This is a genomic window from Vibrio japonicus (genome assembly GCF_024582835.1).
GTDB lineage: Bacteria > Pseudomonadota > Gammaproteobacteria > Enterobacterales > Vibrionaceae > Vibrio > Vibrio japonicus.
In genome coordinates this window covers 684,424-707,200 of record NZ_CP102097.1, presented here as the reverse complement: position 1 = coordinate 707,200, position 22,777 = coordinate 684,424, and the positions used below count along the sequence as shown (strand labels likewise).

General features: G+C 44.0%; 21 protein-coding genes. 6 read left to right on the top strand and 15 right to left on the bottom strand.

Annotated features, from left to right (window positions below):
* Window positions 1-34: 34 nt before the first annotated feature.
* Entirely contained in the window at window positions 35-739 is a 705-nt protein-coding gene (locus tag NP165_RS16380; RefSeq protein ID WP_257086819.1) for a DUF445 domain-containing protein, read from the bottom strand.
* A gap of 195 nt (window positions 740-934) precedes the next feature.
* Between NP165_RS16380 and NP165_RS16375 the strand changes: the two genes are divergently transcribed.
* Window positions 935-1,699 carry a ferredoxin--NADP reductase gene (locus NP165_RS16375; protein ID WP_257086818.1) on the top strand — a complete coding sequence of 255 codons (765 nt, stop codon included), beginning with the start codon at window positions 935-937 and terminating at the stop codon, window positions 1,697-1,699.
* 42 nt (window positions 1,700-1,741) lie between these two features.
* Here the strand turns inward: NP165_RS16375 and NP165_RS16370 are convergent, their stop codons facing one another.
* Window positions 1,742-3,175: a methyl-accepting chemotaxis protein gene (locus NP165_RS16370; RefSeq protein WP_257086817.1), complete on the bottom strand. Its 1,434-nt coding sequence runs from the start codon at window positions 3,173-3,175 to the stop codon at window positions 1,742-1,744.
* 352 nt (window positions 3,176-3,527) lie between these two features.
* Here NP165_RS16370 and NP165_RS16365 point away from each other — a divergent pair, with 352 nt between their 5' ends.
* The gene (locus NP165_RS16365; protein ID WP_371133756.1) at window positions 3,528-3,833 is read left to right on the top strand and encodes an acyl-CoA synthetase; all 306 of its coding nucleotides are present in this window, start codon (window positions 3,528-3,530) and stop codon (window positions 3,831-3,833) included.
* A gap of 57 nt (window positions 3,834-3,890) precedes the next feature.
* Here NP165_RS16365 and NP165_RS16360 read toward each other — a convergent pair whose 3' ends face one another.
* The 13 genes from NP165_RS16360 to deoD all read right to left on the bottom strand — a co-directional run bounded on the left by NP165_RS16360 (window position 3,891) and on the right by deoD (window position 18,312).
* Complete coding sequence (locus tag NP165_RS16360; protein WP_257086815.1) at window positions 3,891-5,021, bottom strand: HlyD family secretion protein; 1,131 nt, start codon at window positions 5,019-5,021, stop codon at window positions 3,891-3,893.
* Complete coding sequence (locus NP165_RS16355; protein ID WP_257086814.1) at window positions 5,021-5,413, bottom strand: DUF3302 domain-containing protein; 393 nt, start codon at window positions 5,411-5,413, stop codon at window positions 5,021-5,023. Before NP165_RS16355 ends, NP165_RS16360 begins: the two co-directional genes overlap by 1 nt.
* Before the next feature lie 405 nt (window positions 5,414-5,818).
* Window positions 5,819-6,766, bottom strand: a complete 948-nt coding sequence (rihA, locus tag NP165_RS16350) for a pyrimidine-specific ribonucleoside hydrolase RihA (RefSeq protein ID WP_257086813.1) — start codon at window positions 6,764-6,766, stop codon at window positions 5,819-5,821.
* 153 nt (window positions 6,767-6,919) lie between these two features.
* Complete coding sequence (locus tag NP165_RS16345) at window positions 6,920-7,420, bottom strand: DUF1097 domain-containing protein (RefSeq protein WP_257086812.1); 501 nt, start codon at window positions 7,418-7,420, stop codon at window positions 6,920-6,922.
* Window positions 7,417-8,688, bottom strand: a complete 1,272-nt coding sequence (locus NP165_RS16340) for a NupC/NupG family nucleoside CNT transporter (RefSeq protein ID WP_257086811.1) — start codon at window positions 8,686-8,688, stop codon at window positions 7,417-7,419. Before NP165_RS16340 ends, NP165_RS16345 begins: the two co-directional genes overlap by 4 nt.
* 112 nt (window positions 8,689-8,800) lie before the next feature.
* Entirely contained in the window at window positions 8,801-9,739 is a 939-nt protein-coding gene (locus NP165_RS16335; RefSeq protein WP_257086810.1) for a pseudouridine-5'-phosphate glycosidase, read from the bottom strand.
* Entirely contained in the window at window positions 9,736-10,827 is a 1,092-nt protein-coding gene (locus NP165_RS16330; RefSeq protein ID WP_257086809.1) for a PfkB family carbohydrate kinase, read from the bottom strand. Before NP165_RS16330 ends, NP165_RS16335 begins: the two co-directional genes overlap by 4 nt.
* Before the next feature lie 556 nt (window positions 10,828-11,383).
* On the bottom strand, window positions 11,384-12,031 hold the full coding sequence (locus NP165_RS16325) for an IS630 family transposase (protein WP_257085587.1): 648 nt from the start codon (window positions 12,029-12,031) through the stop codon (window positions 11,384-11,386).
* A complete protein-coding gene (locus tag NP165_RS16320) occupies window positions 11,931-12,419 on the bottom strand; it encodes an IS630 family transposase (protein ID WP_257083891.1) in 489 nt (162 codons plus the stop codon). Before NP165_RS16320 ends, NP165_RS16325 begins: the two co-directional genes overlap by 101 nt.
* A 484-nt stretch (window positions 12,420-12,903) precedes the next feature.
* The gene (locus tag NP165_RS16315) at window positions 12,904-14,484 is read right to left on the bottom strand and encodes a GGDEF domain-containing protein (RefSeq protein ID WP_257086808.1); all 1,581 of its coding nucleotides are present in this window, start codon (window positions 14,482-14,484) and stop codon (window positions 12,904-12,906) included.
* Window positions 14,465-15,949, bottom strand: coding sequence for a hypothetical protein (locus NP165_RS16310; RefSeq protein WP_257086807.1), 1,485 nt, complete (start codon window positions 15,947-15,949; stop codon window positions 14,465-14,467). Before NP165_RS16310 ends, NP165_RS16315 begins: the two co-directional genes overlap by 20 nt.
* 122 nt (window positions 15,950-16,071) lie before the next feature.
* Window positions 16,072-17,541: a lactate dehydrogenase gene (locus tag NP165_RS16305; protein WP_257086806.1), complete on the bottom strand. Its 1,470-nt coding sequence runs from the start codon at window positions 17,539-17,541 to the stop codon at window positions 16,072-16,074.
* 60 nt (window positions 17,542-17,601) lie between these two features.
* Window positions 17,602-18,312, bottom strand: a complete 711-nt coding sequence (deoD, locus tag NP165_RS16300) for a purine-nucleoside phosphorylase (protein WP_257086805.1) — start codon at window positions 18,310-18,312, stop codon at window positions 17,602-17,604.
* A gap of 340 nt (window positions 18,313-18,652) precedes the next feature.
* Between deoD and NP165_RS16295 the strand changes: the two genes are divergently transcribed.
* From NP165_RS16295 to NP165_RS16280, 4 genes are read left to right on the top strand one after another with little or no spacing between them, the layout of a single operon-like run.
* Window positions 18,653-19,603: a YbgA family protein gene (locus tag NP165_RS16295; protein ID WP_257086804.1), complete on the top strand. Its 951-nt coding sequence runs from the start codon at window positions 18,653-18,655 to the stop codon at window positions 19,601-19,603.
* Complete coding sequence (locus tag NP165_RS16290) at window positions 19,593-20,393, top strand: MerR family transcriptional regulator (protein WP_257086803.1); 801 nt, start codon at window positions 19,593-19,595, stop codon at window positions 20,391-20,393. The genes NP165_RS16295 and NP165_RS16290 overlap by 11 nt, the downstream gene beginning before the upstream one ends.
* Window positions 20,393-21,820 (top strand): deoxyribodipyrimidine photo-lyase, encoded by a 1,428-nt coding sequence (gene phrB / locus NP165_RS16285; RefSeq protein ID WP_257086802.1) that lies wholly within the window; start codon window positions 20,393-20,395, stop codon window positions 21,818-21,820. The genes NP165_RS16290 and phrB overlap by 1 nt, the downstream gene beginning before the upstream one ends.
* Window positions 21,810-22,706: a L,D-transpeptidase family protein gene (locus NP165_RS16280; protein ID WP_257086801.1), complete on the top strand. Its 897-nt coding sequence runs from the start codon at window positions 21,810-21,812 to the stop codon at window positions 22,704-22,706. The genes phrB and NP165_RS16280 overlap by 11 nt, the downstream gene beginning before the upstream one ends.
* Window positions 22,707-22,777 lie beyond the last annotated feature (71 nt).

Genomic DNA, 22,777 nt, shown 5'->3' with positions numbered 1-22,777 from the left:
GCTTCCCTCTAAGTTTGTGTTGTGGTTATTGTTATTAAGCGATAAACGAAGACGCGATACCAATTAAGCCACCAAAAACACCACCCCAAACAACCAACCAGCCAAGGTGCTGCTTAATCATTTTTTGCACCATTTCTTTCACGAGCTGAGGCGTTAACTCGTTCAGTCTTTGGTCAATGATCGCTTCAATGTTTGATTCAATCTCACTCATCATCGCTGGTGATTCTAGCTGCTCTTTAAGTGCTTGTTTCACGTTTTCGCTTTGGCTGATCTCTGCCATTGCTTCCTTCATCTTATCAACAAAGGGCTCTTTTAACGGTTGAAGTGCTTGTGCACCGCCAAACATTTCCAGCATTCCCCCAAACGAAGACGCCGCAAGAACATCGACTAATGAGTCGAATGTTGGATTGAAATCGACTTTGTTGATAATCGGTTCTAGCTCTAATGTTTTACCACTCGACATCTCTTGGCTTAAGAACTTATCGATGTTTTCTTGAGTGAAGAACTGCTCCATCATCAAGTTTTTAATCGCTCGCTTGAACTCTTCAAAACGTGCAGGGATAACACCTGAACCGTATAAACCGGGTACCTTTTCAAACAACATGTGAATGGCAAGCCAATTAGTGATTGCTCCGGAAAAGGCAAATAGACCGGCATAGAAAGCGATTTGATTGTCCGTTTGGTAGCCGCCCGCAAGGAGAGAAAGGGCGATGATATTCGTCAGTAAGCTCTTATTCATTGCTAATAATTAGATTAGATAGAAAGCGCGCAGTATATCGCAAATGGTTAGGAATAGAGAAAACAGTTTCTACTACAGTTAGAGTGGTTAATGTTAGAAAAATGTGACCAACAATGGTTTGGTAAACAAGGGATTTTACATACTCAAGCAGTAGGCGTAACGTTTAAAGCAAGATGAACGGTTGGAGGAACTGTGATGAGTGTACCCAAAGGTTTTACCATGGCTAAGGTGGAGCGTCGTATCGACTGGACTGCCGATGTGTTTAGCTTAAGAGTAACAGGGGCGTCTTTGAGTTTTGAAGCGGGTCAATACACTAAGCTTGCGTTACTGAGCGAAAATGGTGAACTGGTCAGCCGCCCGTACTCCATCGTTAATGCTCCGTTAAACAGTAGCGACATGCTTGAGTTTCTTATCGTCGCCCATCCAGAGGGCGTATTGTCTCACCGCTTGCAGAATCTTAAAGAAGGCGATGAGATTTACGTGGGCGAACGTGCGCATGGCGATCTTATCTTCCGCAGTATTCCTAAATCGACCGAGAATTTGTGGCTGCTCGCAACCGGAACGGGAATCGGGCCGTTTTTGTCCTTGCTGGACGATATTAACTTTCGCCCAAGTTGCGAGAACATTGTTTTGGTCCATGCTGTTCGGCGTGAACGCGAACTCGTTTACCAGTATTTGATTGAGCAGCTTATCCAGCAATATGAAGGCAGATTGACCTATCTCCCCATCGTCTCCAGAGAGCAAATTCCTAATGTATTGCGTGGCCGTATTCCACAGCTGTTGCAGCAGCGGACTTTGCAGGAAAAATCAGGTGTGGCGTTAAGCCCGAAAGACAGTTTCGCAATGCTGTGTGGTAACCCCGATATGATCAAAGAAACCATAGCAGTGCTGACGGAAAGTGGGTTAGAGAAATATCGGCAAGCGACGGGTGGAAATATATTGTACGAACGTTATTGGTAGTTATAACGTTCGTACAAATTTGCTAGGTCAACTGATCCTAGGTTATTGAGTGCGGTACTGTTTGAGGATTTCAGACAACGATTTAGCAGTCTGAGTCAGTTCTGCGATACCTGATGATGATTGCTCGGCCCCAGCTCTTAACGCGTTGGAGTGAGCTCGAATGTCGGTGAGCTCTGCGGCTATGTCATTGGCCACAGCACTTTGCTCTTCCGCAGAGGTCGAGATCTGAATACTCATATCTGTCAGCGCGTGAGCCGATTCGGCAATCGCCTGCACATTGCGGCCGATCTCGGCGACAAGCTCACTACTGGTTTGTGCTTGAGAGACGGTTTTTGACGTGATCGACGCGATGTTGTGGCTCTCAGTCTGTAACTTCTCAATCATCGTCTGAATTTCGACCGTCGCGGCCTGAGTCCGGCTTGCGAGCGTTCGCACTTCATCAGCCACTACTGCAAAGCCTCGGCCTTGCTCACCAGCGCGTGCCGCTTCAATGGCCGCGTTGAGAGCCAGCAGGTTGGTTTGCTCTGAAATCGCATTAATAGTGGTGATCACTTCATTAATCTGGGTCGTATTTTCGTTCAGACTGGTGACAGAGCTGGACGTTTGAGCGATGTAGTCTGAGAGTGTGTCGATCTCTTGAATTGCGGACTGCACACGTTTGTGGCTGCCTTCAATATGTTGTGAGTCATTTTCGGTTTGCTGCGTTGCTTGCTGTGAAATCACTGACACTTCTCTCGCTGATGCCGTCATCTGTTCCATCGCGGTCGCTACAGAGTCCAATGACGCGTACTGGTTGCGCACTTGTGACTCGCTGTGTTTCATCTCTTCTTCAAAAGAGGCTGAGGTATCGGTTAAGGTTTGAGTATTCTGTTTGACGTTAACCACCAAATCGCTAAGCGTATCCATCGCTTTGTCCAATGCACAACCAATCGTGCCGAATTCATCACGTCCTGGATGAAATCCGAGTCGAGATGTTAAATCGCCTTCCCCGATGCGTTGAGTCGTTGTGTATAGCACCCACAATGCACCGCCGATGAACGTTGAAACCCAGTAGCAAAACAGGGCAAATGGGAGAGCCCAAAGGTAACTCAGTAAAAAGGTGTTTCGGGCTTGGGTTTGGATGTTATCGATTTCTGACTGCGCATTGTGCGTCAATTGATAGCGAGTGCCGTCACGCGAGGATTTGAAAACCGTCACCAGGCCATTTTTGATGCCTGAGTCTTGAATGCTAGAAACCACGGATAGATTGCTTTGTGACCCTAGGGTTGCTGGGGTTCCCGTCGCGAGCATACCTTCGAGTTTGGATTCTGCGCTTTGTATTGCAGATAAATTGGCATGATCGACAGTTGAAATGTAGCGGCTTCCAGCGAGAAAAGTCACCGTAACTAGGAATAGGGCCAGAATGACCCAAAACTTGTCGTTAATCGACATTTTAATAAACAGCCTGTCGATCGTTCGAAAGTCTACTTCTTTCATGTGTACATCCTATGTGTGTTCCCTATCACAAAAGTCAGATAAGGTATTTATGACTATATAAAATTATCGCTAAATGTTGTGTTTTTATGAGATTTATTTCAAATAAATTTGTAATTGCTCGGGTTGTAAATATCAATTGTGAGATATTGATCTATATTGATGGGTAAATGACGTGCGAGACTGAAGGGGTTGTCTATTTATGTATTTTCACCGAGCGAGAATAGACCGTCATCGCTCCCTCGCAATCGCGGAGCAGGAAAATTACTCTGATCGCATCCGATCCTGAATTAGGAACACACAAGTGAATTTGATCGTAAATATCCACAAAAATGTCCGAAAGTATGGATTTGAGATGGCGACTCGTCAGGCATGGAAGTGTGGCATCAAAGCAAACTTAGTCAAACGGGTTGTTGGGGTCGCCAAAGGGCAGATCGTCTGTGTGGTTGAAGGGGTGAGACCCGAGCTGTCAACGGAGATAAATAATCCACTTCATAGTGAGGAAAAGCAAGGGAAGTACGTGTTTGTTGGGGGCATTGTTTGGCTGCCTAACGATTTGCTTGCGCCAGGTTTTCCCGATTTTATGTTTATGCATTTGCGTAACTTAGGTCCTAAACACAAATACATGACCGACGACGAGCTCTTTCTTAATTTGGCTTAACCCACCCGGTATCGGTTTGCCCCACTCTCCCAGTCGGGAGGGTAGGGCTGTGTTTGTCTAGTGATCCAAATAGAGATAGTTTTGCCAGCTCTTCATCCGAATCAGTACTTTACGCATAATTGAGACGTGGCTGAATTGATCGGAATAGACGGCCACTTCTACTGCCGTCCCTAATGGCAAATGGTATTGGGATAAGTCGTCATTAATTCTTAGGGTGACAAATACGCGGCCACTGGTTCTCAGGGCTTCTGTCCCAACCAGCGAGCCTCTGGCCTGAAACTGGCTTTCGCCGATTGCTGGCAGTACGTCAATCACTTCCCCTTTGAACACTTTGCCGGGTATGGCACGGAACAGGAACTCTGCCTCAAAACCGGGTTGCAGTCGTTGCAGTGAGTTTTGTCTGAACGCAGCAGCGTAAATGACGTCTTCTGTATGAACAAAGGTCATGACCGGAGCAAGTGGTAGGGGAACGGCCATCACCCCAGGTCTGAGCGCTAACTGAGTCGCAAAACCATCGGTAGGAGCGTAAACCACTGTTTGCTCAAGGTTGAACTCGGCTTGGCGCAGTTCGGCCAGCAGGCGTGCAACAGTGGTGTTTTCACCACCAATTTCTGAATCCAGTGACAACTGAGCCAGCTCGACTCGAGCTTTGGCGGCTTCCAGCGCAGCTTGAGAGGCTTTATACGCCTGTCTTCTGGTATCGAGTTGCTGTTCAGTAAACGCGCCTTTCTCAAAGCCTCGTCTGTAGCGGTCGAACTCGCGTTTCGCTTTGTCGCGTTCTGCCACGGCTTGCGCTTCTTGCGCTATCTCGGCCTGCAACTCCGATTCGAGTCCAAGCGCACTTTGGCTTGCTTCTTTAATCTGCGCTTTAATTTTCTCGACTTCCGCCTCGTAAGGGATAGGGTCTATCTTAAATAGCACATCGTCTTTTTTCAGTGCTTGATTGGGTTTCACTGGCACGTCAATCACACGTCCACGCACACCCGAGACAATCGGTGTGGATGAAAAGACTTGGTTGCCGAGTTGAGTAAAAGGGTGGTTGTAATTCATCAAAAGGATTAAGGTGCCAATCAACACCACGCCACCGAGCACAGCAGTAGGTACAGTCCATTTGTTCAAGGGGATCTTAAAAACTTTGAAAATGGTGATACAGATGGCGGCATAAGTCAGTATGAGCAATAGATCCATCAGTTTTCCTCCTCGCCACGTTCAGCATCTGGGTTCGGTGCGCGCTCTGGCGTCGCTTGTTGGGCTTTTAGTGCCTTAACTTCAGCTTGTAATCGCTCCACCTGATCGATTAACACATCAACGCGATGGTGAATATCGTGTTGTTCTGCTTGCAGCTTCTGAAAACCCCACCCCCGTTCTTTTCGCCACAGCGTCGCCCAGATCCAAAGAAACGGCCACAGCGCGTGAAGGGTAAACAGACTAACCCACCCCGCGTAGTGAATGGCATCTTGATGAGGGTGCTCACGGCTTTTCGCTATCTCATAGGGGATGTCATGAATCACAATAATGCCGTAGAAGATCACCAGTGCGACAAAGACCAGCAGAACGAGGGCAAAGTAATCTAGGAACATACTTATATCCTTTTGGTTCATGAATGAAGAGAGTAAGGAGATGAAACCAAGATAAAGTATAGAAAGAAAACAAAGGACTAGGTGCATACCTAATCCGGTTTTTACATCAACGAACCGAGATTTAAGGGGAAGCCATGCTTAGATCTTCAGGTGTGACTACCAGGGAGGCTGATTTATGCTTGATCTGAGCCTTACCAGAAACTGTAGGCATTGAGTTAAGTGAGGACCGTGCTCATCTTGCAGTTGGATATCGCTTTGTTGCAAGTAGTGGTCGATATTCAATTAATATGAATGTTCATGCAAAAGTGTTTTGCGAAGAAACTTACTTCTTCCCCAAAACACCTTTGTGCAATAAAACGGCCTCTTCAAGAGGTCATCATTGGATAACTTATAAAGGGTAAGCCATTAAGACTCAGTATGACTGTAAAATTTCAATCGACTAAGCAATAACTCAACAAACCCCTGACGGTCGAGATCAAACAAGACTGTCGCATTCGCTTCATAACCAGTCAAATGGTAACGATCAACAACCGTCATGCCTTTCGTATACTCTCCTTGTGTTTCAATACCAACCCAACACGCCTGAGCGGTAAAAAGTCCCGGATTTAATAACCAGGCGACTGTACACGGGTCATGCAGAGGCGCCCCATCGAAACCCCATTTGGGATCCCGATGATAGATCATAAAGAAATCAAGTAAATCTGCGACGACATCTGAGACCGGGTTGCCAATAGCCCGAATTTGGTTGATATCTTCATTCATAATCTGCGCTCGATGGGTGACATCCAGTCCACACATTGTGATAGGTACCCCTGACTTAAACACAATATCTGCAGCCTGCGGATCCACGTAGATATTAAATTCCGCAGCAGGGGACCAATTCCCGGTTTCAGCACCCCCTCCCATTAGGACAATACGCTCTATCTTATTGATTAGATCGCGATGAGTGGAGAGTAACAGCCCAATATTAGTAAGCGGTCCGGTCGGTACTAAAGTCACCGGCTGGTCACTATCCCGCAGCACTTGAGCCATCAATTCGACTGCATGCTTATGGACTGATTGGAATTCAGGTTCAGGAAGGTTTGGGCCATCTAATCCGCTCTCACCATGAACATTATCAGCAACGATAAGATCATTAGCCAAAGGCTGCTTCGCTCCACCAGCAACTGGGATGTCTACCCGACCCAACAAAGTGAGGATACGTAAAGCATTATGCAAAGTTTTATCTGGGGTCTGATTACCAGCACTTGTAGTGACTGCTTTGAGATCAAGCTCAGGAGAAGCGCAAGCGAGAATCAAGGCGATGGCATCATCGTGTCCTGGATCACAATCAATGATAATAGGTCGGCTCATTTAGTACTCCTTGTTGTTTAATTAGATGACCTGTTTTGAGTTCGTTTTCCCCAATAAAGTGCTTATGAGGTTTAATATTAAGTGAATAACAAAGAAATGTATCAGTCAGGGTGAGGCCTACATCAAGCCTAATGCCTTCCTAAACTTTGCTCTTTAATACACTCTTTCCTGCTTGTATCTCCTTGTCAGGCGTAGATAGAGATCGACCAGTAGCTGTCCGCTACTTTGCATCATAAAACCCATTACGCCTCCCAGACAAAGGGTTGCAATCACTTCCACTTCTTCGGCCTGAGCACCGAATAAAGCAGATGCCCCGATAAAGCTTCCGGGAACGTAGCAAAGTAAACGCAGGCGTGACTGTATACACATTACGAATGAAACAAGCCCAGTGCCTATTACCGCGCTATAAAGCGGGTCACTAAATAGCGTAAATAAGGAAGCACAAGTTGCCCATAACACTCCGCTCACATTTGCAGCCATTGATCTTATCAAGCCCAAGAGCCCTTGACGGGGAATTGAAAAATAAGTTGTACAGCCTAAGAACCCGACCCAACTAATCAGCTGAAGCTGCTCTGACAACCAAACCCAAGCACCGGATAATAATCCTGTCGTAAGTGCTAGGGAAATGAGTAATGTGCGATCAGGTGTATTCATGACATAACTGCGACGGCGCCTAAACCAATAAACAGGCCGGCAATCGTGGCGCTCATCAAATTAGATAACGTAGCCGCTAGTAAAGCGCGTAGCCCTAAACGAGCAATATCAGACGCACGATCCGGGGCAACAGCACTAAAAGCTCCAACAACAACAGCAATCGAGCCAAAATTTGCAAAACCGCACAAAGCAAATGAAATGACGGCAATAGTCTTTGGCTCAATCATGCTAGTATTATCAGTCAGGTATGGGCTGAAGCTAACGTAAGCTACAAATTCATTAATTGCGAGCTTTTGCCCCATCAAACTGCCTGCCAACGTTGAGCTGTCCCAACTGACACCCATTAAGTAAGCTAGGGGTGCGAAAATGTAGCCAAATAATCTCTCAAGGCTTAAATCATGAAGATTAAAGAGCTCTCCGACACCACTAATAATCCCATTGGCCAGTGCAATTAGAGCGACGAAAGCCATAACTACTGTTGCTACCCCGACAGCAATTTTTAACCCAAGCATAGCGCCGCTTGCGGCCGCCTCTATAATACTGGCGGGTTGCTTTTCACTAAATGAAATATGACTGAATTCAACCTTAGAGTCTTCCATAGCCGGACTCAGTATCCGGGCAAAAAGCAGTCCTCCCGGGATAGCCATTAATGATGCAGCCAAAAGATATTCGAGCGGAACCCCTAAACTGGCATAACCAATCAGCATAGACCCCGCAATCGATGCCATACCACTACATATTACAGTGAAGAGTTCATTGCGGTTCATTTTTCCAATAAAAGGTTTAAGGATTGCAGGTAATTCATTCTGACCAAGAAATATTGTCGTCACTGCAGCAAAAGCTTCAACTTTACTGACTTTCATCGCTTTTTGGAAAAAGTACCCTAATATGTTTATCATCCATTTCATTACCCCCAAGTAATAAAGAATTGAGATAAGGGAGGTGACAAAAATAATGGCAGGTAAAACACGAAATGCAAAAACAAACCCTGCGCCATCGAAAATAACATCCATTTTTGGACTAACTAGTCCACCAAAAATAAATGAGCTACCAACTTCACTATATGATATGACACGGTTAACACCACTTGCTACGGCATTAACTAACCATTTCCCCGCAGGAATATAGAGCATAAATGCACCTAACATTAATTGAAGAAATAAGGCGGCTCCCACGGTTCTTAAACTGATAAACTTTTTGTTATTGGAAAAAATATAAGCAATAAATAAAAGTATAGCGATACCTATAACACTACGAAATAACTCCATATATAATCCCTTTAAAAATAAAACCTGAAAGGATATTCTTATAAAATATTTTTTACCTTTCAGGTTTAGTGTTAATAAATAAAGAATCAATTCCTAATCGAAAGCAAGCCTATTATGCTTTCAATGCTTGGTAATCACAGGCAATTTTTGCTGCCAACTGTGCGTTATTAAATACCAGCTGAATATTAGAATGCAGGCTGTCTCCTCCGGTCAGCTCTGCGACACGAGCCAGTAAGAACGGTGTGCTCTCTTTACCGTGGATCCCTTGCTCAACGGATTCCTGTACAGCCTGATTAATTGCAGTGTTGATCTTGTCTTCCGACATCGCAAATTCTTCAGGGATTGGGTTGGCGATAACCATTCCCCCGTCCAGACCAGACTGCCATTTAGTAACCATTGCTTTTGCAATTTGATGCGATTTATCAAGCTGAATACTGACAGAGTACGGGCTCGTGCGGCAGAAGAATGCTGGTAAAACTTGAGTTTGATAACCAACTAGCGGTACGCCATGTGTTTCTAGGTATTCTGTTGTAAGCCCCAGATCTAGAATAGACTTGGCACCTGCACAGACAACTGCTACGCTAGTTTTTGCTAGTTCCTGAAGATCTGCAGAAATATCAAACGTCTTCTCTGCTCCACGATGGACACCACCGATACCCCCTGTCGCAAATACTGAAATCCCCGCCATAGCCGCAATAATCATCGTTGATGCAACGGTGGTTGCACCATGCTTTCCTGCTGCCATAACAAAAGGAAGATCCCTACGACTGACTTTTGTGACTGTATGGCCTTCTCGACCCAGAAGCTCAATCTCTTCCCTTGACAAACCGGCTTTCATCCGACCATTTATAATTGCAATCGTGGCAGGTACTGCACCATTTTCTCTTACGATTTGCTCAACCTGTAATGCTGTTTCTACATTCTGAGGATATGGCATGCCGTGTGAAATAATCGTAGATTCCAAGGCGACGATCGGCTGATTGTTTTCCAAAGCTTTTGATACTTCTGGTGACACGTCTAGGTATTCGTTATACGTCAGTTCTTTTTTCATGATTGTAATTCCAACAGTTGATGAACTCTGTCATTTGACAGATTAGGATTATTTGTGAATTCGGATGAAATGGTTAAAGCAGAACATCCTTGAGCAAAACGGATACTTTCAGCTAGAGACAGATCATCCAGCCAGCCACTTGCCAAACCTGCCATCATGGCATCACCAGCTCCAGTGACATTTACGATGTCCATGGTTAATGGTTTTGACCAGCCTCGCTGACCGTCCATCTCGCTATAATAGACTCCCTCTTTCCCCATACTTAACGCCAGTCGTTGAACTCCCTGCTCGTGAAACCAGTCCGCTACAGAGGGGGGATCTTGTGGAGTACGGATAGATATACCACTTAATACTTCGGCTTCCAGTCGGTTCGGTTTTAATGTATTTATATGGGAAAGCCAGTGACGAATTTTAGGAGCTTTAAATGCAGATACAGTATCTACAAATATAGGAACATTACCCGAGTTGCTAAAAATCCAGGCCAGTGCATCTTCTGTTAAATTACAGTCAACTACTAACACGCCTGCATGCTGAATAAGATCTTTAGACGTCGATAATAATGAAGGTGTTAACTTGTCAATAATTCTAGTGTCATTAACAGCAACGAGCATTTCCCCTTTATCATCAAGTAAAGAAAGATAAGTTGAGGTATTTTCGCCATGTAAACGGTGAATGTTATCAATGTAAACACCGGATGTCTTAATCTGGTCTAATAAAGTATCACCATAAAAATCATTGCCAATAACAGAAATTAGGTGACTTTCATAACCTAGTAAAGCAATGTTTTGAGCAATATTTCGACCAACACCACCAGGCGTACATTTAATAATTCCAGGGTTTGAATCCTCATAAACTAATTTGGATTTTGCATATCCACACACATCCATATTTGTAGAGCCCACAGTTACAACATAACTATGATTAGATAAAATATAGCCTTTACCTTTGATGTATCCTTTCTTTATCAAATTCATAATATGCCCCGCAACACCTGAACGGCTAATACCCAACATCTCAGCTATTTCTTGCTGCTGAATAAGTGGATCCCGCCTAAGTAGGTGTAATATTTCCCGTTCTCGACCAGTCATATAAAAACCAAATATATGTTTGTTATTCAACGTTTGTTTGTTTTACGCCTGACGATTAATAAAGTAAAGCAAACTAATAGTCTTAAATATAACATCGTGAACATGATCGATACTTTATTTTCCAGTTTTTTATTTTAATTAAATTAAAAATAAAGAATAAAAATTTATAAATTAAAAATATTCAGAGTAAAATAAATTAATCAAAAAAAGGAAAAAATCAAGAAGAATTATATGTTGTAGAAAACTCTTTTTATTCATATGCTTACATGATATCAATGACCAGGCAAACACATGTTTGTTTTAATGAGTGATATAAAGTATGAGTCTTATAAAGACGAAGTTTTCATTAAAATTCGAGATGAAAGACATTACATTGATAGGGAGGTAAATTAATATTTAGGTGTAATTTAATATGCACCATGGTGCTCATTTGGAAACATAAAAAAGGAGTCAAGCTGAGCGAAATGGTGACAGATTAAATACCGGAGTTGCGAAGTGATGAGAGTTGACTCTTGTGGTTAAAAACAACATAAGTAGGTTATACCAATCTGGAAAATTAACTGGTCAGGTCTGCCCATTCTCTCGAACACATCTTGGTGACTCTGTTGGAGCATGCCAAAAAACGATTCCAAGCCCTACACACTTTGGAGACAATGTCTTCGTAATCCGCAAAAGACTGATTGGCGAGATAGTGTTGTCTCATCCAGCTCCATACTTGTTCTATAGGGTTTAGCTCTGGAGAATAGGGGGGAAGTTTGATGACACTGATGTTCTGAAAGCCATTAGCGATATCTTCTGTATGCCATCCTGCGCCATCCATAATGATGACGGCATGACGTCCTTTTTCAGTGACCGCCGATATTTGCTTTAAATGCTCAATCATGAGGTCTTTATTGACCCATGGGACAACGATAGCCTCACCAATACCTTTTTGAGGACAGACAGAACCAAATAGATACGCATATTCGAACTGTTGTTGCTTCACTGCTCTGGGACGTGTGCCTCTTTCAGCCCATAACCGTGTTGTTGTATTTTGTTGCCCAAATCGAGCTTCATCCTGAAACCAGATATCGACATGCTTTAAAGCGACATGACCTGGGATCTTAAGGATCGTTTCGTCTTGGAGTTTTTTTAAAATCTTCCTGTATCGCTTGGGATTGTTGTGGGTGTTTTGAACGGGAAGTGACCCATGAGAAACCCATATGCTCGAGTAGGTAATAGATAGAATCAGGATGATAATGCTGGCCAAATTCTTTCACAATATAGGCATGGATATCGGCGCCGGTCAGTCGCCCACCTTGAGTATCATGAGCTTTATCTTTGATGTATTGGCTCAATTGCTCCCTTTGTTCAGAAGTTAATAATGGTGGTCTTCCCGTTCTTGGCTTTTCCTTCAGCCCTTCTAATCCTTCTTCAAGAAAGATTTGAACCCATCGATTAACACTGGTTCGGCTCACCTTAAGAAACTTGGCGATTTGGGTACGAGAGTGTCCATCTTTGAAATGAGCAAGTGCGAGCAATCTCATTTTCATCTGGATGGATTTCTGCTGGCTTGCGAGCTTTTTAAAATCAATATTCTTGAGGCTATCCATAGCGAATACATTCTATTGTTGAATGGCCTTAAATTAGATCATATTTTTTCTTAGATTGGTATTAGAAGTTAATTTGACAATACTCTTTTTTCAAAACAGACACTAATAATGGATCTTGAAGTGAGTCAACAAACACACCGCATTGCCGTATGTTTGCCCGTGCTACTTACACACGACAGATCTCCTCAAAGTCCTCTCTGGCAACTCCCTCCGTAATGGAATCTGTCCACCCACTACTCTGCTTATTGATAGTCACTATTTCACCATTGGATGTGTCTTAACGATCCAGTAAACGCGCAGGTTGGTTTGATTTTCGCTAGGATTGGTTTGAACCAGCAGGACAGATATACCTTGCTAGTATGAACCACACTATCAAAACTTGGGGTAGTGTTAATTAAAACCATTATATATGGCTCTTATCCAATTACGTAGTGTCTGCAGAGCAGATAGATAGAATTCAGACTCGATCTCACTATGCGAGAGATCACTCAGTGCATACCTGATTTCGGCCGTTTGCTTTTGCTCGATACAGTGCTTTATCTGCTCGATAGAACGTACGTTGCGTGTTTTCGGCATCTTTATGCAGCGTTATTCCAATGCTGATCGTTAACCCTCGTTCGCCTAAGATATCTTGCCAATTAAAGTTATAGATCTGTTTTCTAAATGACTCCGCGTGCGCTTCCGCTTGTTCTATTTCTGTATTTTCAAGGATGACAAGAAACTCTTCTCCCCCGAATCGAACGCATGATGCATCATGAAAATTAAAGTACGAGGCTAATTCAGACGAAACATTTACAATGGCTTTGTCACCGACTAAATGACTCAATTCATCGTTGATCGATTTGAAGTGATCAATATCAATGACCATAAGCGAGAACTGCACTTCGTTTATAAGAAGGTCTTTTAGCTTAGCTTCTAACCATCGACGATTATGCAGTTGTGTCAGCGGATCGGTGAACACATCTTGTTGGAGTTTCTCTACGGTATGCTTTTGATTTTCAGTCGTCTCTTTCAGCTCTTTGTTTTCGATTTCAGAAAGAATGAGCTTCAGTTGGGGCTCAAAACGTGACAAGCGCCTTAACTGGCTCGCCCCAAGCTCTCCAATTGGTATTTGCTTGATCAGCAGGTGCTCTGCATCATAGGCACGCTTCTGGTAGTTTAAAGCGTCTTGATAAGATTCTTGTTGCTCGCAAACAGCGGCTAACGTATCACAGACTTTTAAATTCAAAATAGGTGGACCAGATACTTGGATCCGTTTATCTGCTGCTTCTAATAACAACTTTGCCCAGTGCGGCTTGTTAAACTCACTCAGGAAGCAGGCAAGTTCCATACGAATCATATTTGAAAGCCAAGTAGAGTTCGCATTTCTTGATGCGTTTTGAATTCCACAAAGCGATTGCATTGCCAAGTCTAGATTCCTTTCAAGGCGATGTATTTTCGCTTGATAGAGTAAAACTTGGGCAGTTAAGATTTTATCGCTGACAAGAATACTTAATTCTTCGCATTCTCGGATGAGGTTTTTTCCGGCGCTCAAACGGTTTAGATCAATGTAGCAAGCGAGTTTATTCAGTTTATAACGTAATCGTAAGGCACGGCTTGTAATGGCATGATCGATACTGTCGATTTTTTGATAGTAACGCAGGGCTCGATTGTGCTCGCCATAGGTATCGCACAGGTTGCCCATACCAAGAACCGAGAAAACGTATTCATCGATAAAGCTGTGTTCAACCGCAATGTTGCACGAGTCAATGTATTCGTTTAACGCGCGGCTGTATTGACCACTTTCTACCAGTTTTTCAGCGATGCTGTTTTTAATTTCAAGGATAAGTTTAGCGTCGCCTGGCAAAGTAAGTAGATCTAATGCTTGCTTTAGTTCGTCGATACTGGACTTTAGGGATTTTAGGTCACTGTTATATGTCGAGCTGATGATAAGGCACTGCGCTTCTTCTTGGGGGGTTGATGCAATGTTTTGACGCACGTTCTCCCAAAACGCCAACGCTTCCTGAGCGGAGACAGCGGAAGCATCTAACCCTGAGTCGGAGATCTTATTGAGTAATGCTTCCATTGTGCTTTTCCTGCTGCGCTTCGTCGAGTTGTTCTAAAGTGAATGGGAAAGAAAGAATATCTTGTAAACTCACTCTAGGTAGCGGTTTATTCAATCCTTTACGTTGCCAAGGATAGTTTTCTATCATGCTACATAATATGCGATAAATGTTTTCCGCTGCTTCCCCTTTGTCTGCCAAAAGTAGCCCTAGTCTGTCTGAGCTTAAGCGAGATAGAATGTCTTTCTGGTTGCAAAGCGCATGTGTAAGCTCTGCGCACACCTCCAAGTAGCACGGATCGTTGTGTTGAATCACGATGACGGAATAGTTGGACTGCTTGAGCTCTGTTTTGAAGAGAACTAATTGCTCCCACCAATAGATCTCAGATACGAGTTTAGACAGTGGCTTATCAGAATCGAATTCATGCTGCGCTCTAATACGATTGATGAGTTTACGCGCTCGTTGTTCCATCTGGCGTTTTGACGTCTTTGCTTTGTCTCCACTCACTTTTTCCGTTTGTTCACGCAGCATGCTTATTGAGTACTTACGGTAATTTTTAAACGCGAGCAGTGCGGCTTGGCTATCGTTACACTCTTCTGCAACAACCGATTGTTGATAACAAATTTGAGAGAGTAATTCTCCGTTATCAAAGGTTGTTGCTAGCTGTTCAGCGTTGTTTAGAAGTTCGGTCGCTTTTTTCGGATTTTTACGTAAGAGCTCCAAGCGTGATCGGCTAATGTATGATTGCGCCTTTACCCAGGCTAAGTCATGTTTGATTGCTAAAGAGTGCGTTTTTTCCGTTGCTGCGTCGGCATCTTCAACTCGTTCTAACCCAAGCAAGGCTAAACCACGAAAATACCAAATTTCGGCTTGCAAAGTGGAGTCGTGATGGTCTTTTAGCACTTCTGCTGCACCATCAAGAGTAGAGAGCATATCGACAAAGTTGTTGAGTAAGTAGTGATCCCACGCCAGTAAAATTCTTGCTTTACCCTCTAAAGAATTAATACGGTTGTGGTTGGCGACAGTGGCTGCCAATTCATGTGTGTGTTTTGCTAACTCGAACTCTCGTGTAATTCGCCAAATATTACCAAGCCCGATCAACGCTTCTATCTGGCATTCAGTTTCACCAACGAGTGCAGACTGTTCTAAAGCATTAATCCAGAATTGCTGTGCAGAGTAATATTTGGCCTGTCCCCAATAGTGCAAAGCATGGAGATGGAGGATTTCTGGCAAAAAGTCATCGGTATCTAACGAGTTTAGTTTAGCGAGCGCTTTTTTTATGAGCTTTAAACCTTGACGGTAGTCCATTTCGTTCCACAAACATCGCGACATAATGACAAAGCACTGAACTTCACCTTCTGGATAGCAGGCCTGTGCCGAACGAGTCGCACATTTCTTTGCGGCTATTAACGCGGCGTTGGGTTCTGAGTCTGCTCGAGATTTAAGTTGCTCTATCTCTATTGCGATTTGTTTGTGGCTTTTATCCAATGAATCAATCTCTTAACGCGATGATGCTCTTTCTGCTCATGCATTATAAGAATAGTGATGCTTTCAACACTATAAAAAGCGCGAAAACACCTGATTTTTACGGGCAGTCGTCACATACTGGGCTACGAAAGCAGGTCGCGTAGTGTCAGCGGGGATTGCGTTAACCCTAGGTTTTGTGCAGCGGTAAGCCCATTTTTGTCCTGATAACACAAATTGTGCCACGCGCGAAAAATATCGAGAAGTGGTAGCAATCCACCCGGACGAAGCTTACGGCGTGGTTCATCAATGAAACTTTTGAACAGATTTTGGAATCTCTGTTGGTAGAAAGCTACTTTTTTTAAGGAGGCTTGCTTTAACCATAATTCAGGCTGATTGTGTTCGCCAGCAAGGTAACAGATACCTTTTGACGAACCATTATTGGTTACGATCGCCCAACGATCTCGCCACCAGCCCATATGGACGATATCAATTTTGTCCGAGTCGTTAAAAAGTGTCCAAGCTTTGTCTTCTTCTACGTACATTAAGTCGACCGTTTTTGACTTGATACGAGGTAGGCAAACACTCAATGCAGCGGAGCGTAACACAGGATCTTGCGGTAAGTAGATGGAGATTTGCTTGTCTTTCTTACACATGTCGAGAACGTGTAGGAAGTGTGCATATGACGTGTAAGGTGGACGAATCAGCGCACCTTTGGATGGGTAGTTAAAAACCGAAAGATTTCCCATAGGGTCTTCAACGTTACCACGGGCCAAAATGGTTTGGTACTTCTGGTCGATACGTTCTTTGAGGATTGATGACGGCTCAGGAACGGGCATGTTTGCTTCGGAAGAGTGCTCACGAGAAACAAATCGAGAAGGATACTGATAAGGATCGTGATCGATGCTACCTGTAGGCTCTTCGTCACTCGCGTAATTGACATGCTGACAAAGAATGTACCCGCTTTGAGCTTCCCCTGTGACGATCCACAGAACACCGTTATTGCTTTTAGGTTGTAACTGCGTGTAGTGGGAGGCGAGCTCATACTGATTTGCATGGTTGACCCATCGAGCATCAAACATGGCAAGCTGACGTCTGCATCGACTTGCTATGTGGTCAAGATGATCATAAAACGTCTTTGGGTTGATCTCTAATTTGCGGCAAATCTCTCTCACGGAGTACCCCATAAAGAGCAAGCCAAGTAGGTTTTCTTGAAGTTGTTGCTTTTTGTTGGCACCAGACCATTTATCTACAAACGTAGATTGACAACATTTACATCGGTAGCGCTGACGATCACCACTGAAGCCAAAAGAGTGGTAAAGATGCTTGTGAGTGTGCACTGATAAACCAAAGTTCGTACAGTCGGTATTCCGACATGCAGGAAGTCCATCACTGTGCAGATGCCTAAGGCGGTGAAGCTCGTTCAGAACTTCCCGATTGTTAAGTAGAGGGGGGAAAGCGCCACATTCCCGACAAACCATCGCAGGTCGCTTGGGGTTAGCATGTTGCACAACGTATCGATGTGCATCACTCAATCCAAAGTTGTCACACGCCAATGTTTTACAAAAGTTGAGCTGTAACCCGTCAGCTTCCTTTGGCAATTCGCCAGATGTCACGATTTTCCCCCTCGGGGTATTAAGGCTGCCAGGGATGCCTGGCAGCAAGGTATTGCGATTTTAGATGTTGACTGCAGTTTCAAGCGCAACTTTCATCATGTCGTTGAATGACTTTTGACGCTCTTCTGAGCTAAGTTTTTCACCGCGGATGATGTGGTCAGATACCGTCAAGATAGTCAGTGCTTTTGCACCTAGGTCAGCTGCAACGCCGTAGATACCTGCTGCTTCCATATCAACACCTAGGATGCCTAGTTTTTCCATCTTCTCGAAGATGTCTGCTTCTGGTGTGTAGAAAAGGTCTGCTGAGAATACGTTACCAACTTTTACAGGAACGTTTTGCGCGCGTGCTTGGTTGACGGCTGTTTCTAGTAGACCGTAGTCAGCAATCGCAGCGAAATCGTGGTTGCTAAAACGAATACGGTTAACTTTAGAGTCTGTTGACGCACCCATGCCGATTACAACGTCCATTAGATTTACGTCGTCACGTACTGCGCCACAGCTGCCCACGCGAATGACGTTTTTAACGCCGTACTCAGCAATTAGCTCATGAACGTAGATACAAGCCGATGGGATACCCATACCGTGGCCCATGACTGAAATGCGCTGGCCTTTGTATGTGCCAGTAAAGCCAAACATGTTACGAACATCACAAACTTGTTTTACATCTTCTAGGAATGTCTCTGCAATGTACTTAGCGCGTAGAGGGTCGCCTGGCATTAGTACAGTTTCTGCGAAATCACCCGGTTGAGCGTTAATATGTGGGGTTGCCATAATTGTTACTCCAAGTTTATTAGTCAATCAATTTCTGATTACTAATTTTGTTGATTCTCAATAATCTGTTGAGGCAATACTAGCTAGCAATACGAACTATCCGTGAGAAGTATGTCACAAAAACACCCTATCACATGGCAGCTTTATATCTTGATAACGTTTTCTGTTGAAAGTGGTAAAGCAATCGATTCGGACAATCGGTTGCTTTGATAAATCTGATTTTACTGAGTACAGAATATTGCATTGTACAGAAATTAATTTTGTACAACAATGGTTATTGTGCTAAAACTTATACAAGGTAAATTTACGTACAACAACTTGGTGATAAGCGGAGTTTAGTATGAACAGAGAGATTAAGATTGGCATCAGCGCCTGCGTATTGGGTGAGAAAGTACGTTTCGATTCAGGGCATAAGATCAGCAAGTTTGTGACTAAAGAACTTTCACCTTACTTTGAGTTTGTATCGGTATGTCCAGAGGTTGGGATGGGGATGCCTGTTCCAAGACCAACAATACGATTAATTTCAAACGAAGAGCGCATTGCGCTTGTAGAAACGAAAGACGCAACAAAAGATCACACCGATGCCATGTTGGATTACTCGCGGGCAAAAGTGGCAGAGCTCACGGATGCTCAGTTGTGCGGGTATATTGTCTGTGCTAAATCTCCGACTTGTGGCATGGAACGAGTGAAGGTCTATAAGCGATCTGGGGCAGATAATACGGGAGTTGGCTTATACACGAATGAACTGCTTCAGCAAATGCCATGGTTGCCTGTTGAGGAAGATGGCAGGCTCAATGACCCAGTGCTAAAAGAAAATTTTATTACTCGCGTTTTTACTTTACATGATTTTTACCAGAGTGTCGGGAAGGATGTGGCTCGAGGGAATATCGTCGCTTTCCATTCGCGCTATAAGCTCACCTTGATGGCCCATCATCCGACGTCATACAGAGAGTTGGGCAGGCTAGTTGCCAACATTAAAGAATACGAACTAGACCATTTTTATGATTTGTACCGTACTGGGCTGATGCGCGCTATGTCTCACAGAGCCAGTCGAAAGAACAATACCAATGTGCTTATGCATATCCAAGGTTACTTTAAACGCTATTTAGGTAAAAAAGAGAAAGCAGAATTAAGGAATGTTATCGACGACTACCGTGTTGGCGTGCTTCCTTTGCTCGCACCCTTAACTCTTATTAAACACTACTTAGCTACTCATCCTGACGGATACTTAGAGCAACAAAAATTTTTAGAACCTTACCCACAGGAGTTACGTTTACGTTATGGATTGTGACAAGAAGCTGTACGCCATTAGAGAAGTATCGGAAATAACGGGTGTGAAGCCAGTGACGTTAAGAGCATGGCAGCGCCGTTACAATTTGATCAAGCCGCAGAGAACGGAAAAAGGCCACCGACTGTATCGTGAAGAAGATATTACTCGTATTGAAGAGATCCAAAGTTGGCTCAGTAAAGGCGTCTCGATTGGTAAGGTTAAAGCGTTGTTGGAAGGTAACCTCTTACCAGAGGAAGCTCAGAGCACTGGGGTAGAGAAGCTTGAAGATGTTGAGGTGATGTTAGAAGCGCTGGCGATGCTGCGCAAGGCTAAAGCCGAATCAATCATCAATACCGTACTGAAAGAGTATCCATTAGAGGTGGTTGAGCAGCAGTTTATTACTCCGGTAAAAAATGCAATCTCAATGGTGAAGCGCAATCAGAAAATACTGCAGGAAAGCCTGTTTATGAGCTTGTTGATTCCACGATTAGAGTCGATCATTGAATCAGAAAACAAAGCAGCCAGAGCAGGTAAGTGCTTACTTATTAGTTATGCTAACAACAGGGATATTTCTAGCCGACTGTGGGCTGCTCAATTTTCAGCAAAAGGTTGGAATGTCGCCATCATGGATGGTATTGAAGACATCTCTGGACTTAACGACTTGGAGTTGTCTGATGCGTATGACTCTATTGCGGTATACAGTCCAAAACCTGTCACGGAAGTGCAAAAGAGTGCCATTGAGCAGTTACGCGCTTCTTACACAGGAAATGTCATCTTATCAGACGTTCTCGAGCTAACGAGGAGCTCGTGATGAATCTGGTATGGCTACGGCGCGATTTGCGTGTCGATGATAATACCGCGTTGTTTGAAGCTTCGAAGGTTGGTGGACCTGTTGCGGCGGTGTTTATTGCGACACCTCAAACCTGGACAGAACATCACCTAGCACCTATTCAGGCTGACTTTATCTATCGCCGTCTGTTTGAGCTTCAACAAGATCTCGCCGCGCTTAATGTTCCTTTGCTTTACTTCGAAGTCGATACGTTTACAGATAGCGTCGATAAAGTCGTTGGGTTAGCCAATGCTCTAGGTGTTGATGATGTATTTGTTAACAAAGAGTATGAACTCAATGAAACTCGACGCGATGATTTCCTCGAACAGAAGTTAAATGCGCAGAGTAAAACGCTCCACCGTTATGACGATAAGTGCATCCTTCCGCCAGGAAGTGTGGTGAACAAGCAGGGGGAGTACTTCAAAGTATTTACACCATTTAAGAAAGCCTACCTTAGCCAGCTTTCACTGTGTCCGGCGCATCCCCAAAAGGCGTTTAAGGTTAAGTTACCAGCAGACCTTGGTGCACTTCCCAGTGATGTTTTTAGCGTTGAGAGTCTGTTTAGTTATCCTCGCGTCTCAAGTGAACGATATGCAGTCGAGACAATAGCGATTTATAGCTTGCTTCGAGAGTTTAATAATGACTCTGTAGATCGTTACAAAGAGGACAGAGATTATCCATCTATCGCAGGGACAAGTGGAGTATCTCCTTATTTGGCGATAGGTGCGCTGTCGGTACGTCAGTGCATGGCCCGCGTACTGTATCAGCAATCACCTCCACTTAGTATTGGGCGTGAAACATGGCAAAATGAGCTTATTTGGCGAGAGTTTTATCAGCATTTAACGTATTTTGAACCGAAGCTTTCTATGGGGAAAAGTTTCCTCGCATGGGGAAATGCACTTAAATGGCAAAACGAAGATGCTCGCATTGATGCTTGGAAAAAAGGCAGGACAGGATACCCAATAGTGGATGCTGCTATGCACCAATTGAATCAAACGGGTTGGATGCACAACCGGCTAAGGATGGTCGTTGCTAGTTTTTTAATCAAAGACCTTCAAGTAGATTGGAGAGTAGGTGAAGCGTACTTTATGAGTAAGCTTATTGATGGAGACTACGCGGCTAACAATGGCGGTTGGCAGTGGTGCGCATCGACAGGTTGTGATGGTCAGCCCTATTTTCGAATCTTTAATCCTGTTACTCAGGGAGAGAGGTTTGATGCCAAGGGCGATTTTGTCAGACAGTGGATTCCTGCTTTATCTGATGTTCCGGATAAATACATCCATAAGCCTTGGAAGTGGAGCAATGTCAAAGCGTTGTCATATTCAGCACCAATTGTTGATCACAAGGAGCAAAGAGAGATAACCTTGACCAATTATAAAAATGCTAAGGATGCTATGAATGTTTCGTAAACTCATTGCACTCGGCTGTTTAGTAGCTTGCAATGCTTTTGCTGCAAGTTATGACCTACCGCCTGAAGGAAGCAATATCGTTGGACGGATGCAGTACCATAAGGTTGTACAAGGCGAGACGATTGCTGAAATCGCGAAAAAATATGACGTTGGTTTTCTTTCCCTAATGGCGGCAAACAAAGGGATAGACCCATTTTTGCCAGAAGCGGATTACGTACTGACAATCCCAACTCAAATAATTTTACCGAATGTTGAGCGCGAAGGTGTTGTTATCAATTTGGCTGAATTGCGCTTGTATTACTTTCCTCAAGATTCAGACATTGTCCATATTTTCCCTGTGGGTATAGGGCGAATCGGGCGAGATACGCCAACCATGGTAACATCGATCAGCCAGAAGCGCCCAAATCCTACTTGGACACCGCCAGCGTCTATACGACGTGAATATTTAGCGAAGGGCATTGAATTACCTGCGGTAGTACAATCTGGCCCTGATAACCCGTTAGGTGAATATGCGTTGCGTTTGGCTTACGGAAATGGTGAGTATCTCATCCACGGAACCAATAAAGACTTTGGGATTGGTTTACGAGTGAGTGCTGGTTGCATACGTATGGACCCTAAAGATATCGAGTGGTTGTTCCCAAATGTTAAACGCGGTGAGAAGGTTCGTATTATTGATGAGCCTGTGAAGATGTCACTTGAGCCTGATCGAAGTGTGTTTGTCGAAGCGCATGAACCGTTAACAAGAAGCGATGGCTCCAAAAAAGCGATGGATATTCCGTTAGAGTTGAGCTGGTGGTTAGAAGAATTCAGTCACTCAGACTCTAAGGTTAAAGCGACGATTGCTGCTCAAAATGGTTTTCCAGTCGAAGTGACCGCACCTCGATAGAGGTCTAGCTATATAATTTTCAGAATAAAAAAGAGAGGGTCTGCAGTGCAGGCCCTCTCTTTTTATAAAGA

Bases quoted from the DNA above. Each gene is read 5' to 3' on its own strand.
- phrB (WP_257086802.1), top strand. From the start codon at position 20,393: ATGAATCTGGTATGGCTACGGCGCGATTTGCGTGTCGATGATAATACC.
- NP165_RS16340 (WP_257086811.1), bottom strand. From the start codon at position 8,688: ATGGAGTTATTTCGTAGTGTTATAGGTATCGCTATACTTTTATTTATT.
- NP165_RS16375 (WP_257086818.1), top strand. From the start codon at position 935: ATGAGTGTACCCAAAGGTTTTACCATGGCTAAGGTGGAGCGTCGTATC.
- NP165_RS16280 (WP_257086801.1), top strand. From the start codon at position 21,810: ATGTTTCGTAAACTCATTGCACTCGGCTGTTTAGTAGCTTGCAATGCT.
- NP165_RS16365 (WP_371133756.1), top strand. From the start codon at position 3,528: ATGGCGACTCGTCAGGCATGGAAGTGTGGCATCAAAGCAAACTTAGTC.
- NP165_RS16345 (WP_257086812.1), bottom strand. From the start codon at position 7,420: ATGAATACACCTGATCGCACATTACTCATTTCCCTAGCACTTACGACA.
- NP165_RS16295 (WP_257086804.1), top strand. From the start codon at position 18,653: ATGAACAGAGAGATTAAGATTGGCATCAGCGCCTGCGTATTGGGTGAG.
- NP165_RS16370 (WP_257086817.1), bottom strand. From the start codon at position 3,175: ATGAAAGAAGTAGACTTTCGAACGATCGACAGGCTGTTTATTAAAATG.
- deoD (WP_257086805.1), bottom strand. From the start codon at position 18,312: ATGGCAACCCCACATATTAACGCTCAACCGGGTGATTTCGCAGAAACT.
- NP165_RS16315 (WP_257086808.1), bottom strand. From the start codon at position 14,484: ATGGAAGCATTACTCAATAAGATCTCCGACTCAGGGTTAGATGCTTCC.
- NP165_RS16330 (WP_257086809.1), bottom strand. From the start codon at position 10,827: ATGACTGGTCGAGAACGGGAAATATTACACCTACTTAGGCGGGATCCA.
- NP165_RS16320 (WP_257083891.1), bottom strand. From the start codon at position 12,419: ATGGATAGCCTCAAGAATATTGATTTTAAAAAGCTCGCAAGCCAGCAG.
- NP165_RS16335 (WP_257086810.1), bottom strand. From the start codon at position 9,739: ATGAAAAAAGAACTGACGTATAACGAATACCTAGACGTGTCACCAGAA.
- NP165_RS16355 (WP_257086814.1), bottom strand. From the start codon at position 5,413: ATGTTCCTAGATTACTTTGCCCTCGTTCTGCTGGTCTTTGTCGCACTG.
- NP165_RS16360 (WP_257086815.1), bottom strand. From the start codon at position 5,021: ATGGATCTATTGCTCATACTGACTTATGCCGCCATCTGTATCACCATT.
- NP165_RS16290 (WP_257086803.1), top strand. From the start codon at position 19,593: ATGGATTGTGACAAGAAGCTGTACGCCATTAGAGAAGTATCGGAAATA.
- rihA (WP_257086813.1), bottom strand. From the start codon at position 6,766: ATGAGCCGACCTATTATCATTGATTGTGATCCAGGACACGATGATGCC.
- NP165_RS16380 (WP_257086819.1), bottom strand. From the start codon at position 739: ATGAATAAGAGCTTACTGACGAATATCATCGCCCTTTCTCTCCTTGCG.